This window comes from Stenotrophomonas maltophilia (assembly GCF_006974125.1).
GTDB classification, from domain to species: domain Bacteria; phylum Pseudomonadota; class Gammaproteobacteria; order Xanthomonadales; family Xanthomonadaceae; genus Stenotrophomonas; species Stenotrophomonas maltophilia_O.
The window spans coordinates 3081143-3105026 of sequence record NZ_CP037858.1; the positions used below are offsets into that span (position 1 = coordinate 3081143).

The 23884-nt window shown below is 67.1% G+C and carries 12 protein-coding genes and 1 tRNA gene; 6 read left to right on the forward strand and 7 right to left on the reverse strand.

The window, feature by feature from the left end:
- The first annotated feature begins 70 nt into the window (after positions 1–70).
- The gene (locus EZ304_RS14050) at positions 71–10942 is read left to right on the forward strand and encodes an autotransporter-associated beta strand repeat-containing protein (RefSeq protein WP_142807351.1); all 10872 of its coding nucleotides are present in this window, start codon (positions 71–73) and stop codon (positions 10940–10942) included.
- A 57-nt stretch (positions 10943–10999) separates the two neighbouring features.
- Here the strand turns inward: EZ304_RS14050 and EZ304_RS14055 are convergent, their stop codons facing one another.
- From EZ304_RS14055 to EZ304_RS14065, 3 genes are all read right to left on the reverse strand, one after another.
- Positions 11000–11443, reverse strand: a complete 444-nt coding sequence (locus tag EZ304_RS14055; RefSeq protein WP_142807352.1) for a GNAT family N-acetyltransferase — start codon at positions 11441–11443, stop codon at positions 11000–11002.
- Positions 11444–11518: 75 nt separating this feature from the next.
- A complete protein-coding gene (locus EZ304_RS14060; RefSeq protein WP_142807353.1) occupies positions 11519–12628 on the reverse strand; it encodes a DUF3667 domain-containing protein in 1110 nt (369 codons plus the stop codon).
- Between the two features lie 1149 nt (positions 12629–13777).
- A tRNA-Ser gene (locus tag EZ304_RS14065) sits at positions 13778–13870 on the reverse strand.
- A 144-nt stretch (positions 13871–14014) separates the two neighbouring features.
- Here EZ304_RS14065 and dnaX point away from each other — a divergent pair.
- From dnaX to EZ304_RS14085, 4 genes are all read left to right on the forward strand, one after another.
- Positions 14015–16045: a DNA polymerase III subunit gamma/tau gene (dnaX, locus tag EZ304_RS14070; protein WP_142807354.1), complete on the forward strand. Its 2031-nt coding sequence runs from the start codon at positions 14015–14017 to the stop codon at positions 16043–16045.
- 6 nt (positions 16046–16051) lie between these two features.
- Positions 16052–16372, forward strand: a complete 321-nt coding sequence (locus EZ304_RS14075) for a YbaB/EbfC family nucleoid-associated protein (RefSeq protein WP_004154630.1) — start codon at positions 16052–16054, stop codon at positions 16370–16372.
- Positions 16373–16454: 82 nt separating this feature from the next.
- Positions 16455–17054: a recombination mediator RecR gene (gene recR, locus EZ304_RS14080; RefSeq protein ID WP_142807355.1), complete on the forward strand. Its 600-nt coding sequence runs from the start codon at positions 16455–16457 to the stop codon at positions 17052–17054.
- A gap of 66 nt (positions 17055–17120) precedes the next feature.
- Positions 17121–17480 carry a histidine triad nucleotide-binding protein gene (locus EZ304_RS14085; RefSeq protein WP_014646179.1) on the forward strand — a complete coding sequence of 120 codons (360 nt, stop codon included), beginning with the start codon at positions 17121–17123 and terminating at the stop codon, positions 17478–17480.
- A 99-nt stretch (positions 17481–17579) separates the two neighbouring features.
- On the opposite strand, the gene EZ304_RS14090 is transcribed toward EZ304_RS14085, so the two are convergent.
- Genes EZ304_RS14090 through EZ304_RS14105 form a run of 4 tightly spaced genes read right to left on the reverse strand, consistent with a single transcriptional unit; the run spans position 17580 to position 21946 of the window.
- Positions 17580–18107, reverse strand: a complete 528-nt coding sequence (locus tag EZ304_RS14090; RefSeq protein WP_008265847.1) for a Slp family lipoprotein — start codon at positions 18105–18107, stop codon at positions 17580–17582.
- On the reverse strand, positions 18104–20053 hold the full coding sequence (locus EZ304_RS14095; RefSeq protein WP_142807356.1) for a transglutaminase TgpA family protein: 1950 nt from the start codon (positions 20051–20053) through the stop codon (positions 18104–18106). Before EZ304_RS14095 ends, EZ304_RS14090 begins: the two co-directional genes overlap by 4 nt.
- Complete coding sequence (locus tag EZ304_RS14100) at positions 20046–20990, reverse strand: DUF58 domain-containing protein (RefSeq protein ID WP_142807357.1); 945 nt, start codon at positions 20988–20990, stop codon at positions 20046–20048. Before EZ304_RS14100 ends, EZ304_RS14095 begins: the two co-directional genes overlap by 8 nt.
- A 2-nt stretch (positions 20991–20992) precedes the next feature.
- On the reverse strand, positions 20993–21946 hold the full coding sequence (locus EZ304_RS14105; protein WP_142807358.1) for an AAA family ATPase: 954 nt from the start codon (positions 21944–21946) through the stop codon (positions 20993–20995).
- Between the two features lie 42 nt (positions 21947–21988).
- Between EZ304_RS14105 and EZ304_RS14110 the strand changes: the two genes are divergently transcribed.
- The gene (locus tag EZ304_RS14110) at positions 21989–23824 is read left to right on the forward strand and encodes a glycosyltransferase family 39 protein (protein WP_142807359.1); all 1836 of its coding nucleotides are present in this window, start codon (positions 21989–21991) and stop codon (positions 23822–23824) included.
- Positions 23825–23884 lie beyond the last annotated feature (60 nt).

The following is a 23884-nucleotide window of genomic DNA, read 5'->3' on the forward strand; positions in this document are numbered from 1 at the left end:
GGGGTGGGCCGCATTGTCTTCAAAAAAACTTGCCTGCAGTGCCATCTGGTCTTTTCATGGAGATTTACCGATGAACCGCATTTACCGTCTGGTTTTCAATCGCGCCCTCGGCGTAATGCAGGTTGCATCGGAGGTCGCCCAGAATCCCGGCGGAAGCGCGGTCTGCACGGCACGGGTGCCGCGATTGCGGGCGCACCAGCTGGCGGTCGCACTGGCGGCCACGCTGGCCAGCGGTTCGGCATTCGCAGCGTGCACAGGCACCACCACCGTCGACTGCGACGGCACCACCAACATCAACAACTACTCCAACGCGACCAACGGCCTCACGCTGAACATCGCCTCGGGTGCGTTGCTGCGTACGCCACCGATCGTAGGTGGCGGCAACGCAGCAACGCTGACCGGCGACAACGTGACAGTCAACAACAGCGGCACGATCGATCCTAGCTCGATCATCCTCGCGTCGCCCGGCCTGGTGGTCGGCAATGGTCTGGCCAACAACAGCGCGATCCTCGTCAACAACAATTCCGGCGGACAGATCAAGGGTGTCGTCAACATCGCAACGCTGCTGGGTTTCGGTGGCCAGGCACTGGTGGCACAGAATGTCAATGGCACCACCACCATCAACAATGCCGGCCTGATCAGTACGTCGTTGATCGGCGTAGGTAGCGTTTCCGACGCGACCACGGTGGTGACCTATGGCGGCGCGGCAGCCAATGTGACCAACACAGGCACCATCGACGGGCGCGTCGGCCTGGGTGCTTCCGGCGGAAATGCGTTCCTCAATGCGGGGGCGGTCAGCGGCAGCGTTCACCTGGGTGATTCAACCGGCGGAAATACCTTCACCGCAGTGTCGGGTTCCAGCGTTGTGGCCGGCGGCGGCACCGCCATTGCCGGCGTGATTACCGGTGTCACCGGGGTGAAGGTTGCGGCTGCGGGATCGGTCGATGCCGGTACCGGCAGCGGTGCCACCAACAACACACTGGTGCTGCAGAACAGCGCTTCCGGTACGGGATCCGGCACCGGTGGAGCGGTGACAACGCTGGGTTGGAACCAGTACCTCAACTTCCGGAAGCTGACCGTCAACAGTGGTACCTGGAATCTGCAGGGCGGATGGACGGGAGCCGGGGCGACGACGCTCAATGACGGCCTGGTCAATTTCAATGATGCCGGTTCCTTCGGCACAGGGCTGTTCACCGCCAACGGCGGTGCCATCGCCGCTTCCACGGCCGGCCTGAACCTGGCCAACGCTTTCAGCCTCGGTGGCAACCTGTCTCTGTCCGGAACCAATGCGTTCGGCCTGGGGGGCGTCCTTTCAGGCGCTGGTGGGCTGACCGTCAACAACACCGGCATCGTCACTCTGGGCGGCGCAAACCTGTTCTCCGGCGGCGTCAATCTCAATGCCGGTGGCCTGCTGCTGGGCAATGCGGGTGCTCTCGGCTCCGGCACCCTCACCGTGGGTGGCACGGCGTCGCTGGACACCACCGCCGCGTTCAACCTGAGCAACAACCTGATCGTCAGCGGGGGCGGCACGCTCAACCTGCTCGGCAACAACAGTCTTGGCCTCAACGGATCGATCTCCGGCGCCGGCAACCTGGTCAAGGCCGGTCCGGGCACGCTCACCTTGAATGGTGCCAACCTGCTCACGGGCTCCTTCGCGGTCACCGGTGGTGCGCTGGCCTTGGGCGCCGGTGGCAGCCTGTCGCCGACAAGTGCGATTTCGCTGAGCGCAGGCACCAACCTCGATCTCTCGGTTGCGGCCAGCCAGACCATCGGCTCACTTGCCGGATCCGGTGCGCTCAACCTCGGCGCGCGCAGCCTCACGTTGGGCGGCCTGAACACCAACACCACCTTCTCCGGCGTCATCGGCGGTGTCGGTGGCGCGCTGGTCAAGGTCGGTACGGGTACCCAGACCCTGTCTGGTGCCAGTACCTTCACCGGTGGCGTCGCGCTCAACGGCGGCGGCCTGCTGCTGGGCAATGCAGGCGCGCTGGGCACCGGCGCGCTCAGTGTCGGCGGCAACGTGTCCCTCGATGGTACCGGGTCGCTTGCTCTCGCCAACGCGGTCAATCTGGGCGCGGGCAGCATCCTCAATCTGTCCGGGAACCAGGCGTTGACCTTCAACGGCGTCATCGGTGGTACCGGCAGCCTGGTCAAGAACGGTGCGGCCACCCTGACCCTCAACAACGCCAACACGTTTGGTGGAGGGCTGTCGCTCACCGCCGGTGGACTGGTGCTTGGCAACGGCGGTGCGCTGGGAACCGGCGCATTGAATGTCGGTGGTGCAGTGACGCTTGATGCCAGCTCGGCACTGACCGTGGGCAACGGCATCAACCTGGGACTGGGTGGTTCGCTCAATGTGCTGGGGGGCAACGCGCTGACGCTGGGTGGCGTGATCGGTGGTACCGGCAGCCTGGTCAAGAACGGCGCCTCCACGCTGACGCTGGGTGGGGCCAACGCGTTCACCGGCGGCCTGAACGTGAATGCCGGCAAGGTGGCGCTGGCCAGTGGCGGCAGCCTGGCGGCAACCGGGGCGGTGAGCCTGGCCGGGGCCGGCGCCGAACTGGATATCTCACTCGGCGGCAACCAGACCATCGGTGCGTTGTCCGGTGTGGCTGGCAGCACGCTTTCGCTGGGCAGCAGCACGCTCACCTTTGGTGATGCCACCAACCAGACGTTCGCGGGCGCGATCGGTGGTACCGGCGGCCTGGTCAAGCAAGGGATCGGCATCCAGACGCTGACCGGCGCCAATACCTTCAGCGGTGGGGTGAATCTTGCGGCCGGTGGCCTGGTGCTGGGCAACGCCGGTGCGCTGGGAAGCGGCGCACTGTCGATCAGTGGCAACGGTTCGCTGGACACCACCGCAGCGATGAACCTGGGCAATGCGATCAACCTCGGCGCAGCGCTGACACTGCCGGGCAGCCAGAACCTGACCCTGGGCGGCGACATCACCGGCACTGGCAGCCAGGTCAAGAACGGTGCGTCGACACTGACCTTGAACGGCACCAACACCTTCACGGGTGGCTTGAGTGCAAACGCTGGCGCCCTGCTGCTGGGCAACAGCGGCGCACTCGGTACGGGGACGCTGGGCATCGGCGGCAACGTCTCGCTCGATGGTGGCGCCGCGCTGAATCTGGCCAACAACGTGTCCCTGGGCGCGGGAGCCGCGCTGTCGTTGCCGGGCTCGCAGGCCATCACGTTGGGCGGGGTGCTCTCCGGTGCGGGCAGGCTGGTGAAGAACGGTGCCACCACCTTGACTCTCAATGGCGCCAACACCTTCGGCGGTGGGTTGACCGTCAACGGTGGCGGACTGGTGCTGGGCAATGCCGGTGCGCTGGGCACCGGTGCATTGTCGGTGGGCGCCAACACCACGCTGGACAGTTCGGTGGCGCTGAGCCTGGCCAACGGCGTCAATCTTGGAGCAGGGGCAGTGCTTAACCTGCTGGGCGGCCAGAATGTAGCACTGGGCGGTGTCATTGCCGGCACCGGCAGCCTGGTCAAGAACGGTGCGGCGACACTGGCGTTGAACGGGCCCAATACCTTCAGCGGGGGTGTTGGCCTCAACGCGGGCCTACTGCAGCTGGGCAATGCACAGGCACTGGGTACCGGCCAGCTGGACGTGGGCGGCAACGCGTCGCTGGATGCAGCATCGGCGCTCACCGTAAGCAACAACATCGGCCTCGCTGCCGGTGCCAATCTTTCCGTGCTGGGCAGCAATGACCTGACGCTCACCGGTCCGGTATTCGGTGCAGGCGGGTTGATCAAGGATGGCTTGGCGCAACTCACTCTGTCCGGTGCCAATCTCTTTACCGGAGGCACCACCGTCAATGCCGGTGTACTGGCGTTGGGGGCAGGTGGCAGCCTTGCCGCAGCCGGTGCGGTGAATCTTGCCGGTGCGGGAGCGACACTGGACATCTCCGCAGCCGGCGCGGCACAGACCATCGGTGCGCTGAACGGCGTGGCGGGCAGCCAGCTTGCACTGGGCGCGCAGTCGCTCACGTTCGGCGGTGCCAGCGACGGCAGCTTTGCCGGCGTGATCGGTGGCACCGGTAGCCTGGTCAAGAACGGCACGGGCGTGCAGACGCTGTCCGGTGCAAACACCTTCAGTGGTGGCCTTGCGCTCAATGCGGGTGGCCTGATTCTCGGCAACGCCAGCGCGCTGGGGACGGGGGCGCTCGGTATCGGCGGCACCACCACGCTCGACAGCACCGTGGCGCTGAACCTGGCCAATGCGGTGAACTTTGGTGCCGGTACGCAGCTGACGCTGGGCGGCAGCAACGATGTCACCCTTGGTGGCGTGGTGGCCGGCAACGGCAGCCTGATCAAGAATGGTGCGGGCCTGCTGACCCTCAACAACACCAATACCTTCGGTGGCGGCCTGACTTTGAATGGTGGCGGCCTGGTGGTCGGTGCGAATGGTGCGCTAGGTACCGGCGCGCTGGCGGTGAATGCCAGTACCGCGCTGGATGCAGGCGCGGCAGTGACGCTCGGCAATGCAATCACGCTGGGCTCGGGCGTTGCACTGACATTGCCTGGCAGCAACGCGCTGACGCTGGCGGGTGTGATCGGTGGCAACGGCAGCCTGGTCAAGAACGGCGCTACCACGCTGACGCTGTCCGGTGCCAATACCTACACCGGCGGTACCACCATCAACGCCGGCACGCTGGCGCTGGGCACGGGTGGAAGTCTCGCCGCAGCGGGTGATGTCACGCTGGGCGCGGGCGCTGGCTTCGATATCTCCGGTGCCGGCAGCAGCCAGACCATCGGTGCGCTCAACGGTGCGGGCGGCAGCACGCTGGCGCTGGGCGGAAATTCATTGACCTTCGGTACGGCCAGCAACGCCGCGTTCGACGGCGTGATCAGTGGCGGCGGCGGTCTGATCAAGGTAGGCGCGGGCGTACAGACGCTGTCCGGCGCCAACACCTTTGGCGGCGGCGTGACGCTCAACGCAGGCGGGCTGGTGCTGGGCAATGACGCGGCGCTGGGCACGGGTACCTTGACCGTCGGCGGTGCCGCCACGCTGGATACCACCGGCCTGGCAACGCTGGCCAACAACATCGCGCTCAACGCCGGGCTGACCGTGCTCGGCAGCAACGCGCTGACACTCAACGGTGTTCTTTCCGGGGCCGGCAGCCTGACCAAGAATGGCGGCGCAACGCTGACCCTGAACGGCATCAACACCTACACCGGTGGCACCAACATCAACGCCGGCACGCTGGCGCTGGGGGCCGGCGCCAGCCTGGCGGCGAGCGGCACGGTGAACCTCGCTACCGGTGCCACGCTGGATCTGTCTGCCGGCAGCGGCACGCAGGTGTTCGGCACCCTGGTCGGCAACGGTACGGTGAACCTTGGTGCCAACTCGATCGAAGTGGGCGGCGCCACCAATGGCACCTTCAGTGGCTCGATCGCAGGCACGGGTGGCCTGACCAAGGTTGGTACGGGCATCGAGACGCTGACCGGTGCCAACACCTACACCGGCGGCACCTTCATCAATGCCGGTACGCTGGCGATTGGTCCGGGCGGCAGCCTGGCAGCCACCGGCGCGGTGACGCTGGGTGCAGCAGGCACCGGCTTCGATATCTCCACCGCAGGGGCCAACCAGACCATCGGCTCGTTGAACGGCGTGGCCGGCTCGACGGTGAGCCTGGGGGCACAGACGCTGACACTCGGTGGTGTTGGCAACAGCCTCTTCGATGGCGCGATTTCCGGCACGGGTGGCCTGGTCAAGAATGGCGCCGGCATCCTCACGCTGGGCGGTGCCAATCTGTTCAGTGGTGGCGTTGCACTCAACGGCGGTGGCCTGGTGGTCGGCAACAACGCTGCGCTCGGCAGCGGTGCGTTGACGGTCGGAAGCAACGCAACACTGGATGCATCGACCGCTGCCAGCCTGGCCAACAACATCAGCCTGGCAGCGGGTGCCAATCTTGATCTGCTCGGCAGCCAGGCGCTGGCGCTGGGCGGTGTGATCTCGGGTACAGGTGGGTTGATCAAGGACGGTGCGGCCACGGTAACCCTGAGCGGTGCCAACACCTACACCGGGGGTACCACCATCAACAGCGGCACGCTGGCGATCGGTGCCGGTGGCAGCCTCGCCGCAACCGGCGCGGTGAACCTGGCCGGTACCGGCACGCTCGACATCTCGGCGGGCAACCAGGCCATCGGTTCGCTGGCCGGCGTGGCCGGCAGCACGGTGGCGCTGGGCGGCAGCACGCTGACCCTGGGCGGCACAGTGGACAGCACCTTCAACGGTGCGATCAGCGGCAATGGTGGGCTGATCAAGAACGGCGCGGGCGTGCAGACGCTCACTGGGGCCAGCACCTTCAGCGGTGGCGTGGCGCTCAACGCCGGTGGCCTGGTGGTCGGCAACAACGCTGCGCTGGGCACCGGTGCGGTGACGGTCGGTGGCGCGGCTACGCTCGATTCGAACACCGCGGTGACGCTGGCCAACAACTTCATCCTCAACAACGCGTTGACCGTCCTCGGCAGCAACAATCTGACCCTCAACGGCAACCTGAGTGGTACCGGCAGCCTGACCAAGGAGGGTGCGGCGACGCTGACCCTGAACGGCACCAACACCTATACCGGTGGCACCAACATCAACGCCGGTACGTTGGCACTGGGTGCTGGCGCGAGCCTGCACGCCAGTGGCATCGTCAACCTGGCCTCGGGTGCGACGTTCGATCTGTCGGCGGGCAGCGGCACGCAGCAGTTCGGTACCCTGATCGGCAACGGTACGGTGAATCTGGGCGCCAACACGCTGACGATCGGAGACGCCACCAATGGCACCTTCAGTGGTTCGGTGGCGGGCACCGGTGGCCTGGTCAAGGAAGGTTCGGGCACCCAGACGTTGACCGGCACCAATACCTTCACCGGTGGCACCACCATCAACGCTGGCACGCTGGCGATCGGCGCCGGTGGCAGCCTGGCTGCCACGGGTGCGGTGAATCTGGCCAACGCCGGTACCGCCTTTGACATCAGCGCGGGCGGCCCGCAGGCCATCGGCTCGCTGGCAGGCGTGGCCGGCAGCACCGTGGCGCTGGGTGGCAGCACGCTGACACTCAATGGCGTGGGCAACACTACGTTCGCTGGTGACATCACCGGCACCGGTGGCCTGGTGAAGAACGGCGCTGGCGTGCAGACCCTGAGCGGCAGCAATACCTTCAGCGGCGGCGTGGCACTCAATGCCGGTGGCCTGGTGCTGGGCGACAACGGTGCACTGGGAACCGGCACGCTGACCGTGGGCGGCAACGCCAGCCTGGACGGCACCAGCGCGTTGACCCTGGCCAACACCGTGCAGCTGGCCAGCGGCACGCTGACCCTGGCCGGCGGCAACACGCTGACCTTGAACGGCCCGATCAGCGGCGCTGGCGGCCTGCTCAAGGATGGCGCAGCGACGGTCACCCTGGGCGGTGCCAGCACCTATACCGGTGCCACCACCATCAACAGCGGCACGCTGGCGGTGGCGGCCGGTGGCAGCCTGTCCGGTGCCAGCACGGTGAACCTGGCCGGCGCTGGCACGTTGGACATCAGTGCCGGTGGCAGCCAGAGCATCGGTGGCCTGGCTGGCGTAACCGGCTCCAGCGTGGTGCTGGGTGGTGCAACCCTGACCACCGGCGGCAACAATGGCAGCACCACCTTCGGCGGTGTGCTCAGTGGCACCGGCGGCCTGGTGCAGAGCGGCACCGGCACGCTGACCCTGAGCGGCGACAACGTCTATACCGGCGGCACCACCATCAATGGCGGCAGCACGCTGCAGATCGGCAACGGCGGCAGCACCGGCTCGGTGCTGGGTGACATCACCAACAACGGCAGCCTGGTCTACAACCTCGGCACCACGGCAACCGTGGGTGCTGTGGTCAGCGGCAGCGGCGGCCTGACCCAGGCCGGCAGTGGCACGCTGGTGCTGACCGGCAACAACACCTACACCGGCGGTACCACCATCAATGCCGGTGGCACGCTGCAGGTCGGCAACGGCGGTGCGACCGGTGCGATTGTCGGTGACATCACCAACAACGGTGCGCTGGTGTCCAACGTGGCCGGCAACACCACGCTGGGCGGCACCATCAGCGGCGCTGGTGGCCTGACCCAGGCCGGCAACGGCACGCTGACCCTGACCGGCAACAACACCTATACCGGCGGCACCACCATCAATACCGGCGGCACGCTGCAGGTGGGCAATGGCGGTGCGACCGGCGCGATCACCGGCAATGTCGCCAACAACGGCAGCCTGGTGTTCAACGTCGGCGGCAACACCACGGTCGGCGGTGCGATCAGCGGCAGTGGTGGCCTGACCCAGGCCGGCGCCGGCGTGCTGACCCTGGTAGGCAACAACAGCTACACCGGCGGCACCACCATCAATGCCGGCGGCACGCTGCAGGTCGGCAACGGCGGGGCAACCGGCGCCATCGCCGGCGACATCACCAACAATGGTGCGTTGATTTCCAACGTGGCCGGCAATACTGCGCTGGGCGGCACCATCAGCGGTACGGGTGGCCTGACCCAGGCGGGCAGTGGGTCGCTGGTGCTGACCGGCACCAGCACCTACACCGGCGGTACCACCATCAACGCCGGCGGTACGCTGCAGCTGGGCAATGGCGGTGCGACCGGCTCGATCGTCGGCGACATCACCAACAACGGCACGCTGGTGTCGAACGTGGCGGGCAACACCACGCTGGGGGGCACCATCAGCGGCAGCGGCGGCCTGACCCAGGCCGGCAGCGGCACACTGACCGTGACCGCCAACAACACCTACACCGGGCCGACCACGATCAACGCAGGCGGCACGCTGCAGGTGGGCAACGGCGGTGCGACCGGCGCGATCGGCGGCAACGTCACCAACAATGGCAGCCTGGTGTTCAACGTGGGTGGCAACACCACCGTCGGCGGCGCCATCAGCGGCAGCGGTGGCCTGACCCAGGCCGGCAGCGGCACGTTGATCCTGGGCGGCAACAACACCTATACCGGCGGCACCACCATCAACACCGGCGGCACGCTGCAGGTTGGCAACGGCGGCGCGAGCGGATCGATTGCCGGCAACGTCAGCAACAATGGCAGCCTGGTGTTCAACGTAGGTGGCAACACCACCGTCGGTGGCACCATCAGCGGCAGCGGTGGCCTGACCCAGGCCGGCACCGGAACGGTCACCCTGACCGGCAACAACACCTACACCGGCGGCACCACCATCAATGCGGGTGGCACGGTGCAGGTCGGCAACGGCGGGGCCAGCGGTTCGGTCACCGGCAACATCACCAACAACGGTGGCCTGGTCATCAACACCGGCGGCACCACCACGCTGGGCGGCACCATCAGCGGTGGCGGCAGCATCGTGCAGGCCGGTCCGGGAGGCCTGAACCTGGGCGGCAACAGCGGTGGCTTCAGCGGTACCGGCCAGGTCACCGGCGGCGGCCTGAATGTCACCGGCAACATCGGCGGCCAGTGGACCATCGGTAGCGGCACCACGCTGTCCGGCACCGGCACCATCGGTGGCACTGGCGGTGGCGTGACGGTATCCACCGGGGGCGTGCTGTCGCCGGGCAATGGCCCGGGCAATGGCACCGGCACGATCACGGTGGGGGGCAACCTGACCCTGTCGCCGGGCAGCACGCTGGGCATCGATCTGGGTGCTACAGGCAGCGACACGGTGCAGGTGGGGGGAAGTGCCAGCGTAGGTGGCAGCATCGTGCAGGTGAACACCATTTCGCCGAGCACCAGCTACCAGCAGGGCCAGCAGTACACCGTGATCAACGCGGGTGGTGGCGTCAGCGGGCAGTTCGCCTCGGCAACCACGCCGTCGGCCTTCCTGACCATCACCCCGGTCTATACCGCGAACACGGCCAACCTGCAGATCGATGTGGCGCAGACCGCGGCATTCACCACGGCGGCGAAGACGCGCAACCAGTACAACACCGCTGCAGCGCTGGACAGCCTGCCGCAGAGTGGTTCGGCACTGGGCCTGTACAACACGCTGCTGATGTATGACGCGGGTACCGCGCGCGCGGCGTTCGACCAGCTGTCCGGTGAAGTACATGCGGCCAGCCGTGCGGTGCTGCTGTACGACAACTACCTGGAGGAGGGCATCCGCCAGCGCCTGGGCAGTGAGTTGCCGACCGTGCGTGGTGAGCGTGCCTCGGCCTGGCTGGCCGGTAGTGGCAAGGTGTTCCGCCAGGACGGTGACGGCAACGGCGATGACATCCGCTCCAACCGCAATGCGCTGATGGCGGGCGTGGACTGGCAGCTGGGCGAGCACGTGGTGCTGGGTGCGGCCGCAGGCAACGAGCGGCTGGATACGCGCCTGTACGATCGCAGCTCGCGGGCCCGCCTGCGCGGCAATACGTTCGGCCTGTATGCGCAGGGCCAGTGGAACAACGGCTTCGCGGTCGGTGGCAGCGTATCGCGCGGTGACTACCGCACGCGTACCACGCGTGAGGTGCCGCTGCTGGGCCAGACCCTGTACAGCCGCCAGGACTCGGATGTGACCATCGCGCAGGTGGAGGGCAGCTGGACCTGGACCCATGGCAAGACCCAACTGCAGCCGTATGTGCAGTTCACCAAGCACTGGGTCGACAGCGATCGCGCAGTGGAGCAGGGCGGCACTGCTGCACTGGAGCTGGAAGGCGGCAAGGACACGCTCAATGTCAGCACCGTGGGCGTGCGTGGACGCTGGGACGTGGGCAGCGGCGAGCGCTTCCCGGCGCAGCTGACGGTTGGCCTGGGCTGGCAGCACGCGTCGGGTGATACCGATGTGGCCAGCCGCAACCGCTTCGCCGTGGGTGGCAACGCGTTCGATGTCTACAGCACGGTGATGGCGCGTAACGCGCTGGTCAGCCAGGTCGGCGTGGCAGTTGGGCTCGGCCGCAACAGCCAGCTGTCGATGTTCGTGCAGGGCCAGCACGGCGATGGTCGCCGCGATGTCGGCGGGCAGATCAACCTGCGCGTGGGCTTCTGAGTGGAGCAGGGCCGCAATGGATCCGCGCGCTGCGTGGATCCGGGTCGGGGCGGAGGGTTACATCCTCCGCTCCATCTCCACGGCGTCGATGCCGGGGCCGTGGCCATCCGGCACCACCCGTGTCACCTGGAAGCCCAGGCCAGCGTAGAAGCCCCGGGTGTGCTGGCTGGTGCTGAGCGTGATGCGTGCAATCGAGGCATCACGTTCGGCCTGCTGCAGTCGTGCCACCGCCAGTTCACGGCCGATTCCCTGCCGGTGCAGCGCGCGCTCGACCATGCCCCAGCAGAAGCCGGCACTGCCATCGCCGCGGCGCGAGAGCCCGCCGCAGGCAATGATGCTGCCATCGCGCTCGATGACCTGGAACGCGCAGTCCGTGGCCTGCTCATGCAGGAAGCGTTCGAAATCGCTGCGCTCTTCGGGTGCGAAGTAGGTGGGTACGTTGCTGTCGAAGATCGACAAGCAGGCGCTGGCATCGGTGGGGCGGTAGAGGCGGAGTGTCATGGGTCCACGATAGACGATCGTCAGTAGATCCACGCCATGCGTGGATTCATGGGCCGGATGCCGTGCGTGCTTCGCTCAGGCAGAGATTCCCGCCAGCACCGCATACATCACCACGAAGCTGACCAGAAACAGGTAGACGCCGCCGATGGCCAGGTAGCGCAGCACGGTCAGCACCTTGTTGCCGCCGTAGACGCGCTGCTGCATCCACAGCAGGTAGACCGGGACCGCCAGCCACAGCAGTGCATACAGCCATTGGCTGACGGCGCCGAATGCGGGGGATGCGAGCGCGCTGCTGACGCCCGCGAGGAGGAAGGTTGCCAACAGCACCATCATCAGCCAGCAGTGGCTGTACAGCGCCACCACCAGGTGTTCCAGATAGCCCATCGGCCGCGGGATGTAGGCGATGCGCAGCACCAGCGCGAACACCGGCATCAGGAAGAACAGGGCACCGGGCAACGCAGTCAGGATCGCCTGCATGTACAGATCGGTCTTGCCGCCCATGCGCTGGATGTTGGTGTTGCCGTTGTGCAGGCGCTTGTTGAGCCAGTTGTTGGCGAACGTCGGCCAGCCGGCAACCACGATGGGATTGGTGTCCGCATCCCAGGGCTTGCCGTTGACGGTGTGGTTGAAGAAGGTGCCGTGCTCCGTCGTGGCGGCCTCCTTGCCGGCACCGGTGAGCTCGGCTTTGCGCTGCGCGGCTGCGGCATTCACTGCAGCCCTGGCCATGGCGAAGCCGGGGTTGCCGGTGGCGGGTGAGTTGGCCTGCTGGCGATCGATCGTCGCGAGCTGTTCCACGCGCGCGGCTTCGACCTGCTCGACGGTTGTGGCCCTGGTGTACGCCGAACCGCTGCTGCCGCCCATGTGGATGTCGTCGACATGCACGAACAGCTTGCCGATGAAGAACGTAAACAGGGTAAGGATGACGAACAGCCGCAGGGGCTGTACGTATCCCACGCGACGCCCCTTGAGGTAGTTCAGTGCGATGCGGCCGGGAACCCAGAGATCGCGCAGCGTGCGGAAGATGCGCCCGTCCAGGTGCCAGAAGGATTCGAACACTTCCTCGATGGCGTGGCCCACATGCTTGAGCGGGTTGTGCGCTGATTGCCCGCAGCGATGGCAGTAGTGGCCATGCAGGACGGTGTCGCAGTTCTCGCAGGCGGCGTGCGCGCTGTCGGTCGAGCTCATGGGCAATGGGCCAGGCGTCGGATGAAGGCGCCTACGATAGCGAATTTTCAGGTTTCGTTCAGTTTTGTCGGGGGCCACATCGGTTGTGGGAAGTCACCGAGCGCATCCACGCATGGCCTGGATCAAATGGACGTATCTGGGGCAGCAAGCCCGCCTGTTGCACGGCTGCGCTGACAGGGCCGGAGAGGGAAGGAGGCTGCTGAGTCGAGCCTGACCCCTTGAGTCGCCGGGCATTGGGATCAGGATTTGGGATTGCAGCGCTTACACTGGCGGGAGGGCAAAGGGGGGGGCGAGATGATCATTCTCAGAACGAGTGAAGACACCATCCTTCAAGTTGTGACGCACCAGACATATGCGCTTACGGGCAGGCCGGCCAAGCTCTCCCCTGGTGATTGCATCCTGCTTTCGCTTGTTGGACGCCGCGAGGTTTCTTTCAGTATGGAGCTGGTGCGCGTTCGGTTGGATAGGAACAACGAGACCGACAAGATCTTTGGAAGGCACTGGCCCGTGATTCTCGACTGCAGGGATTGTTGGCCGCTGAAGACGCCTTTCGTGATGAGCGACCATGCGGTTTCGGGGCACAACTATGGCCCCGGAGGAACGAGCGTCTACGTCCAGCGCCAAGACCAGGAGGTCATCCGCGCAAAGGGCCTTCTGGGAACAAGGTCGTGGGCGGAATACCTGGGGACGTAGCCTGACCCACCGCCGGCGAGGGGGGGGGCGATGCACCCGATCCCGGCGCATCGGGTGGTCGTGCATCCGCGAATGTCGCGCATCTGGGCGAGCAAGTCCCTCTGTTGAGGGGCTGCCCCGACAGGGGCGGGGAGAGGCCGGCAAGGGGAGGGGCCCGAACGTTGCGCAGCAACGTTTGGGGCGAAGCGCGCGCAGCGCACTTCGCGTCCCCAGCCAGCGGCTTCTGCGAGGTACAGCCGATCAGGTATCCCAGCGTGGCGGAAATCCATTGATGGATCTGGAGCAACAAGCCCCTCTGTTGAGGGGCTGCCCCGACAGGGGCGGGGAGAGGCCGGCAAGGGGAGGGGCCCGAACGTTGCGCAGCAACGTTTGGGGCGAAGCGCGCGCAGCGCACTTCGCGTCCCCAGCCAGATAACTGAAAAAGGCCGCCCCAAGGGGCAGCCTTTTTCAGTTATCTGGCGGAGAGAGGGGGATTCGAACCCCCGAAGCGCGGTTTAGACGCTTACACACTTTCCAGGCGTGCTCCTTCAACCACTCGGACACCTCTCCGGATCCCTGCCATCGGCAAACGCCTCAGCAGGGGCGCAGATTCTAGCGGGCTGCGCGACACTTCACAAGCACCCCGGCCAGGAACCTGCGAAGGGCGTGCCGGGGGCGAGGGGGCTGGACAGGCATGGCACAATGGAACATCCGATGGAAAACGGTGGCCTGATGTCCTATCTCGTCCTTGCCCGCAAGTGGCGTCCGAAGCGTTTTGCCGAGCTGGTGGGCCAGGAACACGTGGTCCGTGCGCTCAGCAACGCGCTGGACAGCGGCCGGGTCCACCATGCGTTCCTGTTCACCGGTACCCGCGGCGTGGGCAAGACCACCATTGCGCGCATCTTCGCCAAGTCGCTCAACTGCGAGCAGGGCACCAGCGCCGACCCGTGCGGCCAGTGCGCGGCCTGCCTGGACATCGACGCCGGCCGCTACATCGATCTGCTGGAAATCGACGCCGCGTCCAACACCGGCGTGGACGACGTGCGCGAGGTGATCGAGAACGCGCAGTACATGCCCTCGCGTGGCAAGTACAAGGTCTACCTGATCGACGAAGTGCACATGCTGTCCAAGGCGGCGTTCAACGCGCTGCTGAAGACGCTGGAAGAGCCGCCGGAGCACGTGAAGTTCCTGCTGGCCACCACCGACCCGCAGAAGCTGCCGGTCACCGTGCTCAGCCGCTGCCTGCAGTTCAACCTCAAGCGACTGGATGAGGATCAGATCCAGGGCCAGATGACCCGCATCCTGGCAGCAGAAGAGATCGAGGCTGACGGCAGCGCCATCGTGCAGCTGGCCAAGGCCGCCGATGGCAGCCTGCGTGACGGCCTGTCGCTGCTGGACCAGGCGATCGCCTACGCTGGTGGTGCACTGCGCGAGGACGTGGTGCGCACGATGCTGGGCACCGTCGACCGCACCCAGGTGGCGGCGATGCTCGATGCGCTGGCCGAGGGCGATGGCCCGCGCCTGCTGCAGGTGGTGGCTGCCCTGGCCGAGTTCTCACCGGACTGGAGTGGTGTGCTGGAGGCGCTGGCCGAAGGTCTGCACCGCATCCAGGTGCAGCAGCTGGTACCGGGTGCGGCCGTTGCCGAAGGCCTGGATGCCACCGCGTTTGCCGAGCGCCTGCGCCCGGAAGTGGTGCAGCTCTGGTACCAGATGGCCTTGAATGGCCGTCGCGATCTGCCACTGGCACCGAGCCCGCGTGCGGGCTTTGAAATGGCCGTGCTGCGCATGCTGGCGTTCCGTCCGGCTGCTGCGGTACCGCCGGTGCCGAAGTCGGTTGAAGGCGCCGCAGGCGGCAACGTTGCCGGTGGAGGCAGCGGCGCGGGTACCCACGAAGCGACGCCGGCCGCTGCCGCCGCTCCGGCGGGCCCGGCCCCGGCGACGCAGGTGGCTGCGCCGCGGGAACCTGACCCCGAGCCTGAGCCGGTCCCGCAGCCCGAACCTGACCCAACGCCGGAACCCGAGCCGGTTCCGGTGGAAGAGCCCGTGTCGCCGCCGCCGGTAAAGGCCGAAGCAGAGACGCCGCCGCCGGCCGCTGAAGCAGAAGCGAGCGACGACCTGCCGCCGTGGGCGACCGATGAAGCCGAGGCGCGTGACGAGGCACTGGCGGCCGAGATGGCTGGGCCGGACGCCGCCATGGTGGCGCCCTGGCATGAGTCGCCGGCTTCCGTCGCGGCTCCCAGCGAGCCTGCGCCGCCCGAGCGCCCGTTCCGCACTGAAGGCATCGCCATCGCGCCGGCCGCGCCGATCCCGGCGCGTGATACCGCGCCGCAGGAAGGTGTCAGCGAGCTGGCCACGGCCGAGGACTGGCTGGATCTGGTCGCCAACAGCGGCCTGAGCGGCCCGTCGCGGCAGCTGGCGGCCAACGCTGCCTTCATCAGTTGCCAGCACGGGACCTTGAAACTGGGCCTTTCGCCCGGATTTGAGTATCTGCGCTCGGAGCGCGCGCTGGCCGCCCTGGGCGAGATGCTGGAGAAGGCCCTTGGCCAGGCGCCGAAGATCGTGGTCGAGACCGTGGAAACCGAACACGTTCCGGCCGAGACCCTGCACCAGCGCGCCGACCGCCAGCGTGGCGAGCGGCAGCAGGAAGCAGAGGCCGTTTTCATGGATGACCCGGAAGTGCAGGTGCTGATCCAACAGCACGGCGCCCGGGTTGTTTCCGATTCCATCCGTTCTTTTGACGAGTAAGACACCATGCGCGGAAACATCGCCCAACTGATGCAGCAGGCCCAGAAGATGCAGGAAAACCTGCAGAAGGCCCAGGAAGAGATCGCCAAGATCGAAGTGACCGGCAGCGCCGGTGGCGGCATGGTCAGCGTGACCCTGACCGGCGCCAAGGAATGCCGCAAGGTGCGCATCGACCCGTCGCTGGCCAGCGACCCGGAGATGCTGGAAGACCTGATCGCCGCCGCTTTCAATGACGCCTCGAACAAGATCGATGCCGAGTCGAAGTCGAAGATGGGTTCGGCCACCGCCGGCATGCAGCTGCCGCCGGGCATGAAGCTGCCGTTCTGATTTTCGGCGTGGCACCCGTGCAAGCGGGTGCCACAGAACCTGTAGCCGTCGAGCCTGCTCGACGCCATGAAAGCATGCCGCCGTGTCCGCACCCCTGCTTGAACAATTGATCGACGCGTTGCGGGTGCTGCCTGGCGTCGGCCAGAAGACGGCGCAGCGCATGGCCTACCACCTGCTCGAGCGCGAGCGCGAAGGTGGCCAGCGTCTGGCCGAGACACTGGCATTGGCGGTGGAGCGCATCGGCCACTGCGCGCAGTGTCGCGATTTCAGCGAATCCGAGTTGTGCCCGACCTGCGCCAACAGCAGCCGCGAGCGCAGCCAGCTGTGCGTGGTCGAATCGCCCGCCGACCGCCTGGCCATCGAGAACGCCACCGGCTTCCGCGGTGTCTACTTCGTGCTGCAGGGGCGGCTGTCGCCGCTGGATGGCATCGGCCCGCGCGAGCTGGGCCTGGAGCAGTTGGGGCGACGGCTGGCCGAAGGCGAGGTGCAGGAGTTGATCATCGCCACCAGCGCCACTGTCGAGGGCGAGGCCACCGCGCATTACCTGGCGCAGCTGGCGCGCGCAGGCAAGGTGCGGCCCAGCCGCCTGGCGCAGGGCCTGCCGCTGGGCGGCGAACTGGAGTACGTCGATCGTGGCACGCTGTCGCATGCGTTCGGGACGCGCAGCGAATTCCGCGATTGAGCAACGGCCGGCATGGCCGGGCGTGAGCGGCCTACAATGCGGGAGACATCCCCGCCGAGGCCGACCATGAGCAACGAAACCCTCTTCAGCAAGATCATCCGTCGCGAGATCCCGGCCACCATCGTCTACGAGGATGACGAGGTGCTGGGCTTCAAGGACATCGCACCGCAGGCGCCGGTGCACGTGCTGTTCATTCCGAAGAACGAGATCATTCCGACCCTGGATGACCTGCAGCCGTCGCAGGCGCACCTGATCGGGAAGCTGGCGCTGGCTGCCGCCGAGTACGCGCGCCGCGAGGGCTTCGCACAGGACGGCTACCGCATCGTGATGAACTGCCGCGAGGATGCCGGGCAGACCGTGTTCCATATCCACATGCACCTGCTGGCCGGTGCGCCGCTGGGGCATTTCGGTACGCCGGGGCGTTGAAGCCCCTATCCACGCATGGCGTGGATCTACAGTGGCAGCTGCTGGATGAAAGAAGGCCGCCCGAGGGCGGCCTTTTCCGTCACGCGTGCCGGTTGGCGATCACCACCAGCCCCAGCGGCCGTAGCCACCCCAGTACGGGCCATACGGGCCCGGGCCCCAGGGGCCATAGGGGTAGGGCACCACGTCGACCTGGCGCTGTTCCGGCCACAGGTAGATCACATCGGCCGACAGCTTCGGCAGGCGGTAGTCGTAGTCCCCGATGCGGGTGTTCTGGTAGCCATCGATCTTGCCGATGAAGGTCACGTCACGGCCCGCCTCAAACACGGCCGGGTCGTAGAAGCCGGCGCGGCAGGCGATGAAGCGGCCGTCGCTGGCGTCGGACGAGGTGGTGTTCGGGCGGCCACTGGCGTTGAGCGGGCGCGAGATCATCTGGAAGCAGGTCTCGCCCTGGCCGGGCTTGGTTTCGATGATGCGACCGCCCCAACGGACCGGCGTGCCGACCTGCTGGGTGGCGACCGAGTCGCGCGGGGAGACCAGGCTGAACTGTCCCTGCAGCGGCTTGGGGGCCGTGGCGCAGGCCGACAGGGCCAGCGTGGCCACAGCGGTGAGGAGGAACTTGGTGTTCATGGGGAGGCTCCGGAAGTCGGGCGATGCCTGCGCAGGTCCCGCAATAATGAAGCGAGGTCGGTGCAAGTTCCAGCGTAACGCGCGTCGGCGAAACGCTGGCTGAGTGCGAGCAGGGCGGGATCGGAACGTTGGGCATGAACCCGCTGTGCCCAGTCCTGCGCGGTTTCGTGGGGGTGCCGTCCCAGCCCGAGGCGGGCATAGCGCCGGCCCAGCCCGCGCCAGGCACGCAGCAGCGGGTCACGTTCGCGCTCGCCCCGGGCCAGCAGCCAGGCCATCCACGTCAGGGCCAGCATCGTTGCCACCACGAAGCCAGCGACAAGTTGCGCAGGGCCAAGATCATCCAGCCCCAACGGCTTGAGCAGTTGCTGCTGGCGGCGTGCATCGAAGGAGAGCACCAGGTCGTTCCAGCCGCGGCGCAGCCAGTCGCCCATCTGCCCCAGCTGCTGCCAGCGTTGCTGCAGCGGGCTGTCGGTGCCTGCCTGCAGGCGGTCGTCGAGGGTATCAAGGATGCGTTCCGGTGCGACCGCAGCGGTAGGGTCGACCCTTACCCAGCCGCGCTGCGGCAGCCATACCTCGGCCCAGGCATGGGCGTCCATCCGCCGCACGATCCAGTAGTCGCCAAGGCGGTTGTAGGTGCCACCGGCAAAGCCGGTCACCACCCGCGCCGGAATGCCGGCATTGCGCATCAGTACCACGAAGGCGGAACTGAAGTGTTCGCAGAAGCCGGCCTTGTAGCCGAACAGGAACTCGTCGACCGGATCGCGTCCCGCCGGCGGCGTCTGCAGCGTGTAGGAGAAATCGGTGGTGATCCATTGCAGCGCGCGGCGAACGATGGCTTCGTCATCACCGCCGGCATCCTGCCGCCATTGCTGCGCCAGTGTGGCCGTGCGCGGGTTGAAGCCACCGGGCAACTGCAGCGCGGCCCGTCGCAGATAGGGCGACAGCGTGCTGTCGAAGCGTTGTGGGGGCGCTGAATGCAGTCGCCAGCGGCTCAGCGACGCCAGTGAGCGCTCGCTGCTCAGGCTCATGTCCGCATCCAGCGTGCTGCCCGCAGGGGCGCGGCTGGGCAGGTCCAGTGCCACCAGCTGGCGCCGGTCGGTGGGTTCGTAGTCGATCTGATAGTCCCAGCCCTGCGTGCCGGCCTCGACCATGGCTGCCGGCCGTCGATCGCTGGCGCGGTCACGTGTCCAGCGCCGGCCATCGAAGGCGGTCAGTACCGGTCCCCGCCAGTAGCGTTGCATCGGCTCGGGTACCGCCCCGAAGAACTGCACGCGCAACGCCGGGGCATCGTCAGCCATCAGGTCCAGCCACTGGCCGGGCTCCATGCTGTCGGACAGCCCAGGCGTGCCGACGGCACGCTCGGGAACGCCCCACAGCGGCGTTGCCAGCCGCGGGAACAGCCAGAAGCAGGCCAATGCCAGTGGCAGGCCGATCGCCAGCAGGCGGCCAACGCCGCGCAGCTGCCCTCGCAGTGGCAGGTGGCCGGCGTGGCCTTCATCCCCGGCCAGGCGCTGCAGGGCGAGCAACGCGCTGATCCCCGCCAATGCGGCCAATCCGGTGGTCAGTGGTCCCTGGTCGAGCAGGAACGCCGCAAACGGGGAAAACAGCGCGAAGCCGAGCAGGCTGCGGGCATCGCGCCGGCTGCGCAGTTCGCTGGACTTGATCGCCAGCATCGCTGCCAGCAGGGCGCAACCGGTATCGCGCCCGGGTCGAACCATCCCCATCTGCCAGACGATGGCACCGAGCATGGCCAGCACCAGCAGCAGGCGCAGCGGCATGGGCAGGACCTTCCGCCACGACAGGACCGCAGTCACGCCCGCCGCGGCCGCGATCACGCCGGCCAGCAGGGGCGGCAACTGCAGCAGCAGCGGCAACAGCGCCAACGCCGCGCTGGCCAGGGTCCAGTTGCGGGCATTGCGGTCGAGCGAGGGCGTGGTCTCAGTCATGCGGCATCAATGCCAGTGCACGCAGGCACAGGTGGTGGTGGCTGGCACCCTGGCCTGGCCCGAACGGCGGGTGTGCAGGCAGCAGCAGGGTGTAGCGGCGGCCTTCGCGCTCGGCCATGTCGACCCATCGTGCCAATCGTGCGATGCGTGCTTCATGGCCCAGGGGGGCCAGCGTGCGCCAGTCGAGGATGACTTCGATGCCGACCGGCTTTTCGTACTCGCGCACCAGCAGGCTGTCGCGGCGTGCCGAGTGCTTCCATGAAATGCTGCGTGGTGCATCGCCCGCACGATAGGGCCGTAGCTGATGCAGTTCCTCGCCGCTGGCATGGGCGCGGGTGTGCAGCGGATCGTTGCCGCTTTCCGGCAGTGGATGAGCAAGCGCCTCGGGTTGCGGATAGACCAGCAGCGCTTGTTCCGGCCACACCCACGACCATGCCCGCACCAGGCCCAGTGGCTGGGTGGTGGACAGGCGGATGCGTGGCAGTTCCAGCCAGCCGCGGCGTTCGCTGGGAACCTGCAGTTCCACTTCACCGCGGCCGTGTGCAGGCAGCGAGGTCCAGGCTTCGCTGTCACCCAGCTGCAGGTGCAGGCCGTGACGTGCGCGCGGATCGCGCAGTGACACGTCCACGCGCAGGCGCAGTGGTTGTCCAGCCGGAACCGGTTCGGCGGAGATCGCGTCGATCTGTACGCCCGACAGCTGAAGGTGCGCGGCGATGGCGCTGGCGATCGCCGCTGCCGCCAGCAGCAGGGCCAGCAGCAACGCCGGGTTGTTGTTGTAGTTCAGTGCGCCCAGCAGCATGGCCGCCAGCAGCGTGGCGACGAACAGGCCGAAGCGGGTGGGCAGCACGTAGATGCGATGGCGGTCCAGGCGCTGCGGCAGTACTTCAGGCCTGCGCGGGCGTGCCAGCAGTTGCAGTCGTGCCCAGCGTGTGGTCACCCTCAATCCACCGCAACGGTCTGCAGGATGGCCCGTGCCAGTGCCGGCCCCGAGCTGGACTCGGCTTCGGTCACTAGGCGATGACCGGCCACTGCCACGAACAGGGCCTGCACGTCCTCGGGCGCCACGTGGCTGCGGCCCAGCAGCAGTGCATGCGCCCTGGCCGCGCGCAGCAGCGCAAGGCCTGCACGCGGTGACAGGCCCACGCGCACGCCGGCGTGCTGGCGGCTGCGGGTCAGCAGGGCCTGCACGTAGTCGACCAGTGCATCGCTGGCATGGACCTGGCCGACGGCTTCACGCAGCGCGCGTACCTGGGTGTCATCCAGCTTCGGCACGGCACGTGCGATCAGGTCGCGGCGGTCTGTACCGCGCAGCAGTTCGCGTTCGGCCTGCGCACTGGGGTAGCCCATCGCCAGCCGCAGCAGGAAACGGTCCAGCTGCGAATCCGGCAGCGGGAAGGTACCGGACAGGTCCACCGGGTTCTGCGTGGCGATCACGAAGAACGGATCGGGCAGGGGGTGGGTCTGGCCATCCAGGGTGACCTGCTGTTCGGCCATCGCTTCCAGCAGCGCGCTCTGCGTGCGCGGCGGCGCACGGTTGATCTCATCGGCCAGCAGCACGTGCGTGAACACCGGTCCCGGATGGAACTGGAACTGGCGGCTGCCGGCTTCGTATACCGAGACGCCCAGTACATCGGCGGGCAGCAGGTCGGAGGTGAACTGCACGCGCTGGAAGCTGAGGCCCAGGCTGCTGGCCAACGCATGCGCCAGCGTGGTCTTGCCCAGGCCGGGTAGATCCTCGATCAGCAGATGACCGCCGGAAAGCAGGGCGACAAAGGCCAGCCTGACTTCCGGCACCTTGCCCAGCACCAGTGCGTTTACCTGATCCTGTGCCTCCCGCAGGGCCTGGCGCAGTTGATCGGTTAGCATGCTGGGATTGGGGGACGAGGCTGTCATGATCGTCTCAGGTCTGGAATCCATTCGATTATCCATAGAGCAATGCAAGGCGAACAGCGCGCGCGGACAATATTTCTCTGGTTATGGACGCTGGTCACAGCGGCCAAGCTGGTGGTGGCTGCGCGCCTGCCACTGTTCGTTGACGAGGCGTTCTACTGGCAGGAAGGCCAGCACCTGGCCGCTGCGTATTCGGATCTCCCCGGACTGACCGCATGGCTGGCGCGCCTGGGTGTGGAGATCGGTGGCCACCATGTGCTCGCGTTGCGCCTCCCGTTCCTGGCCATCGGCGCGCTGCTGCCGTTGCTGGTGGTGCGCACGGCCACGCGCTGGTTCGGCAATGTGGCTGGTTGGCAGGCGGGCAGCCTCACGCTGTTGATGCCGTTGTCGGCGACGCTGGGCCTGCTGGCGGTGCCGGATGTGCCCATGGCGCTGGCCGCGGTGATCTGCCTGCACGCCGGTGCACGGCTGCTGCACAACGTTGATGCATCGTCGGCGATGAAGCTTGCGCTGGGTCTGTCGATCGGTGCGCTCAGTCACTATCGTTTCATCGGTGTCATCGGCGTTGGCTTCATCGCGCTGCTGGCGCTGCCGCAGGGGCGGCGCATGCTGGCCGATCCGCGCGTATGGGTCGCACTGGCGGTGGGCGTGCTGGCGTGGCTGCCGTTGCTGGCATGGAACGCGGACAACCACGACGCCGGCCTGAAGTTCCAGGTGGTCGAGCGCCATCCCTGGACGTTTGAATGGAACGGACTGTGGTTCCTGGTGATCCAGCCGATGCTGGTCACCCCGATCCTGTGCATGGCGATGTGGAAGGTGGCGCTGGCCGGTACCCGCAGGGGCGGCGGCACGCGCGTGCAGTGGCGCTACTTCGGCCTGGTCGGGGGCGTATCCACGCTGGGCATCTTCCTGCTGGGCTTCTTCACCGACGTCGAGCGGATCAGTTTCCATTGGCCGCTGCCGGGCTACCTGGCCCTGCTGGTGGCGGTGCCGGTGGTGCTCAACGGCTGGCCACGCTGGCTGCGGCGCACCGGCTGGTGGCTGGCCGGCGCAGGCATGGTGCTGGCGTTCGGTTATTACCTGATGGCCTCCACGCCTGCGTTGCGCGAGCAGCTGGCGGGCAGCAAGTACTACCCGCGCAATTTCGCTGGCTGGCAGCCGTTGGCGATGGCGGTGCGCGAAGAGTTGCAGCAGATGCCCGCGGGCACGCGGGTGCTGGCGGGGAACTTCAAGGTGGGGGCCGAACTGGGCTTCCAGCTCGGCAACGGCGATATCGAGGTGCTGCCGCATCCGCTCAACGACAAGCATGGGCGCACCGCGCAGCTGGCGCAGTGGGAACTGCTGCATGAGGGCAAGCGTTCGGCGCCGATGCTGCTGGTGCTTTCACCCAGCGATCAGCGTTACCGCGATCTGCTGGCGCGCTATCACGCCATCTGCGAGCAGGTGGGGCCGTTGCCGGCGCCGCGGGTGGTCAGCAGTGACCATGGGTTCCAGCGTTTCCTGCTGTTCCGGCTGCCGGCGCAGCGCGCACCGGGGGCGTGCGTGACTCCGGCAATGGCGTGGCTGGATACACCTTCCAACGGCGAAAAGGTGTCTGGCACGCTGGCCATCAAGGGATGGGCATTCAAGGATGGCGTCGGCCTGTCACGGGTTGAAGTGCTGGTCGATGGCCGCTCGATGGGGGATGCGCGCTATGGCCGCGCATTCGACGTGCGCCAGACCTGGCCGGACAGCACCGATCCGCAGCATCTGGCGGTGGGCTTCGATGCTTCATTGGACACCAGCACGCTGGCGCCGGGACGGCATTGGCTGGGCCTGCGCCTGCACGGCCGCGATGGCAGCGTGGAGGAATGGCAGGAGCAGCCGTTCGAGGTTCGTTGAGGCTTCTGCTTTTGTAGAGTCGAGCCATGCTCGACTGCTTCTGTACCAGGTGGCAGGGGG

Coding starts and splice junctions, on each gene's coding strand:
- EZ304_RS14090 (WP_008265847.1), bottom strand. CDS start 18,107: ATGAACACCAAGTTCCTCCTCACCGCTGTGGCCACGCTGGCCCTGTCG.
- EZ304_RS14095 (WP_142807356.1), bottom strand. CDS start 20,053: ATGACTGAGACCACGCCCTCGCTCGACCGCAATGCCCGCAACTGGACC.
- EZ304_RS14085 (WP_014646179.1), top strand. CDS start 17,121: ATGAGCAACGAAACCCTCTTCAGCAAGATCATCCGTCGCGAGATCCCG.
- EZ304_RS14055 (WP_142807352.1), bottom strand. CDS start 11,443: ATGACACTCCGCCTCTACCGCCCCACCGATGCCAGCGCCTGCTTGTCG.
- dnaX (WP_142807354.1), top strand. CDS start 14,015: ATGGAAAACGGTGGCCTGATGTCCTATCTCGTCCTTGCCCGCAAGTGG.
- EZ304_RS14110 (WP_142807359.1), top strand. CDS start 21,989: ATGCAAGGCGAACAGCGCGCGCGGACAATATTTCTCTGGTTATGGACG.
- EZ304_RS14105 (WP_142807358.1), bottom strand. CDS start 21,946: ATGACAGCCTCGTCCCCCAATCCCAGCATGCTAACCGATCAACTGCGC.
- EZ304_RS14075 (WP_004154630.1), top strand. CDS start 16,052: ATGCGCGGAAACATCGCCCAACTGATGCAGCAGGCCCAGAAGATGCAG.
- EZ304_RS14050 (WP_142807351.1), top strand. CDS start 71: ATGAACCGCATTTACCGTCTGGTTTTCAATCGCGCCCTCGGCGTAATG.
- EZ304_RS14060 (WP_142807353.1), bottom strand. CDS start 12,628: ATGAGCTCGACCGACAGCGCGCACGCCGCCTGCGAGAACTGCGACACC.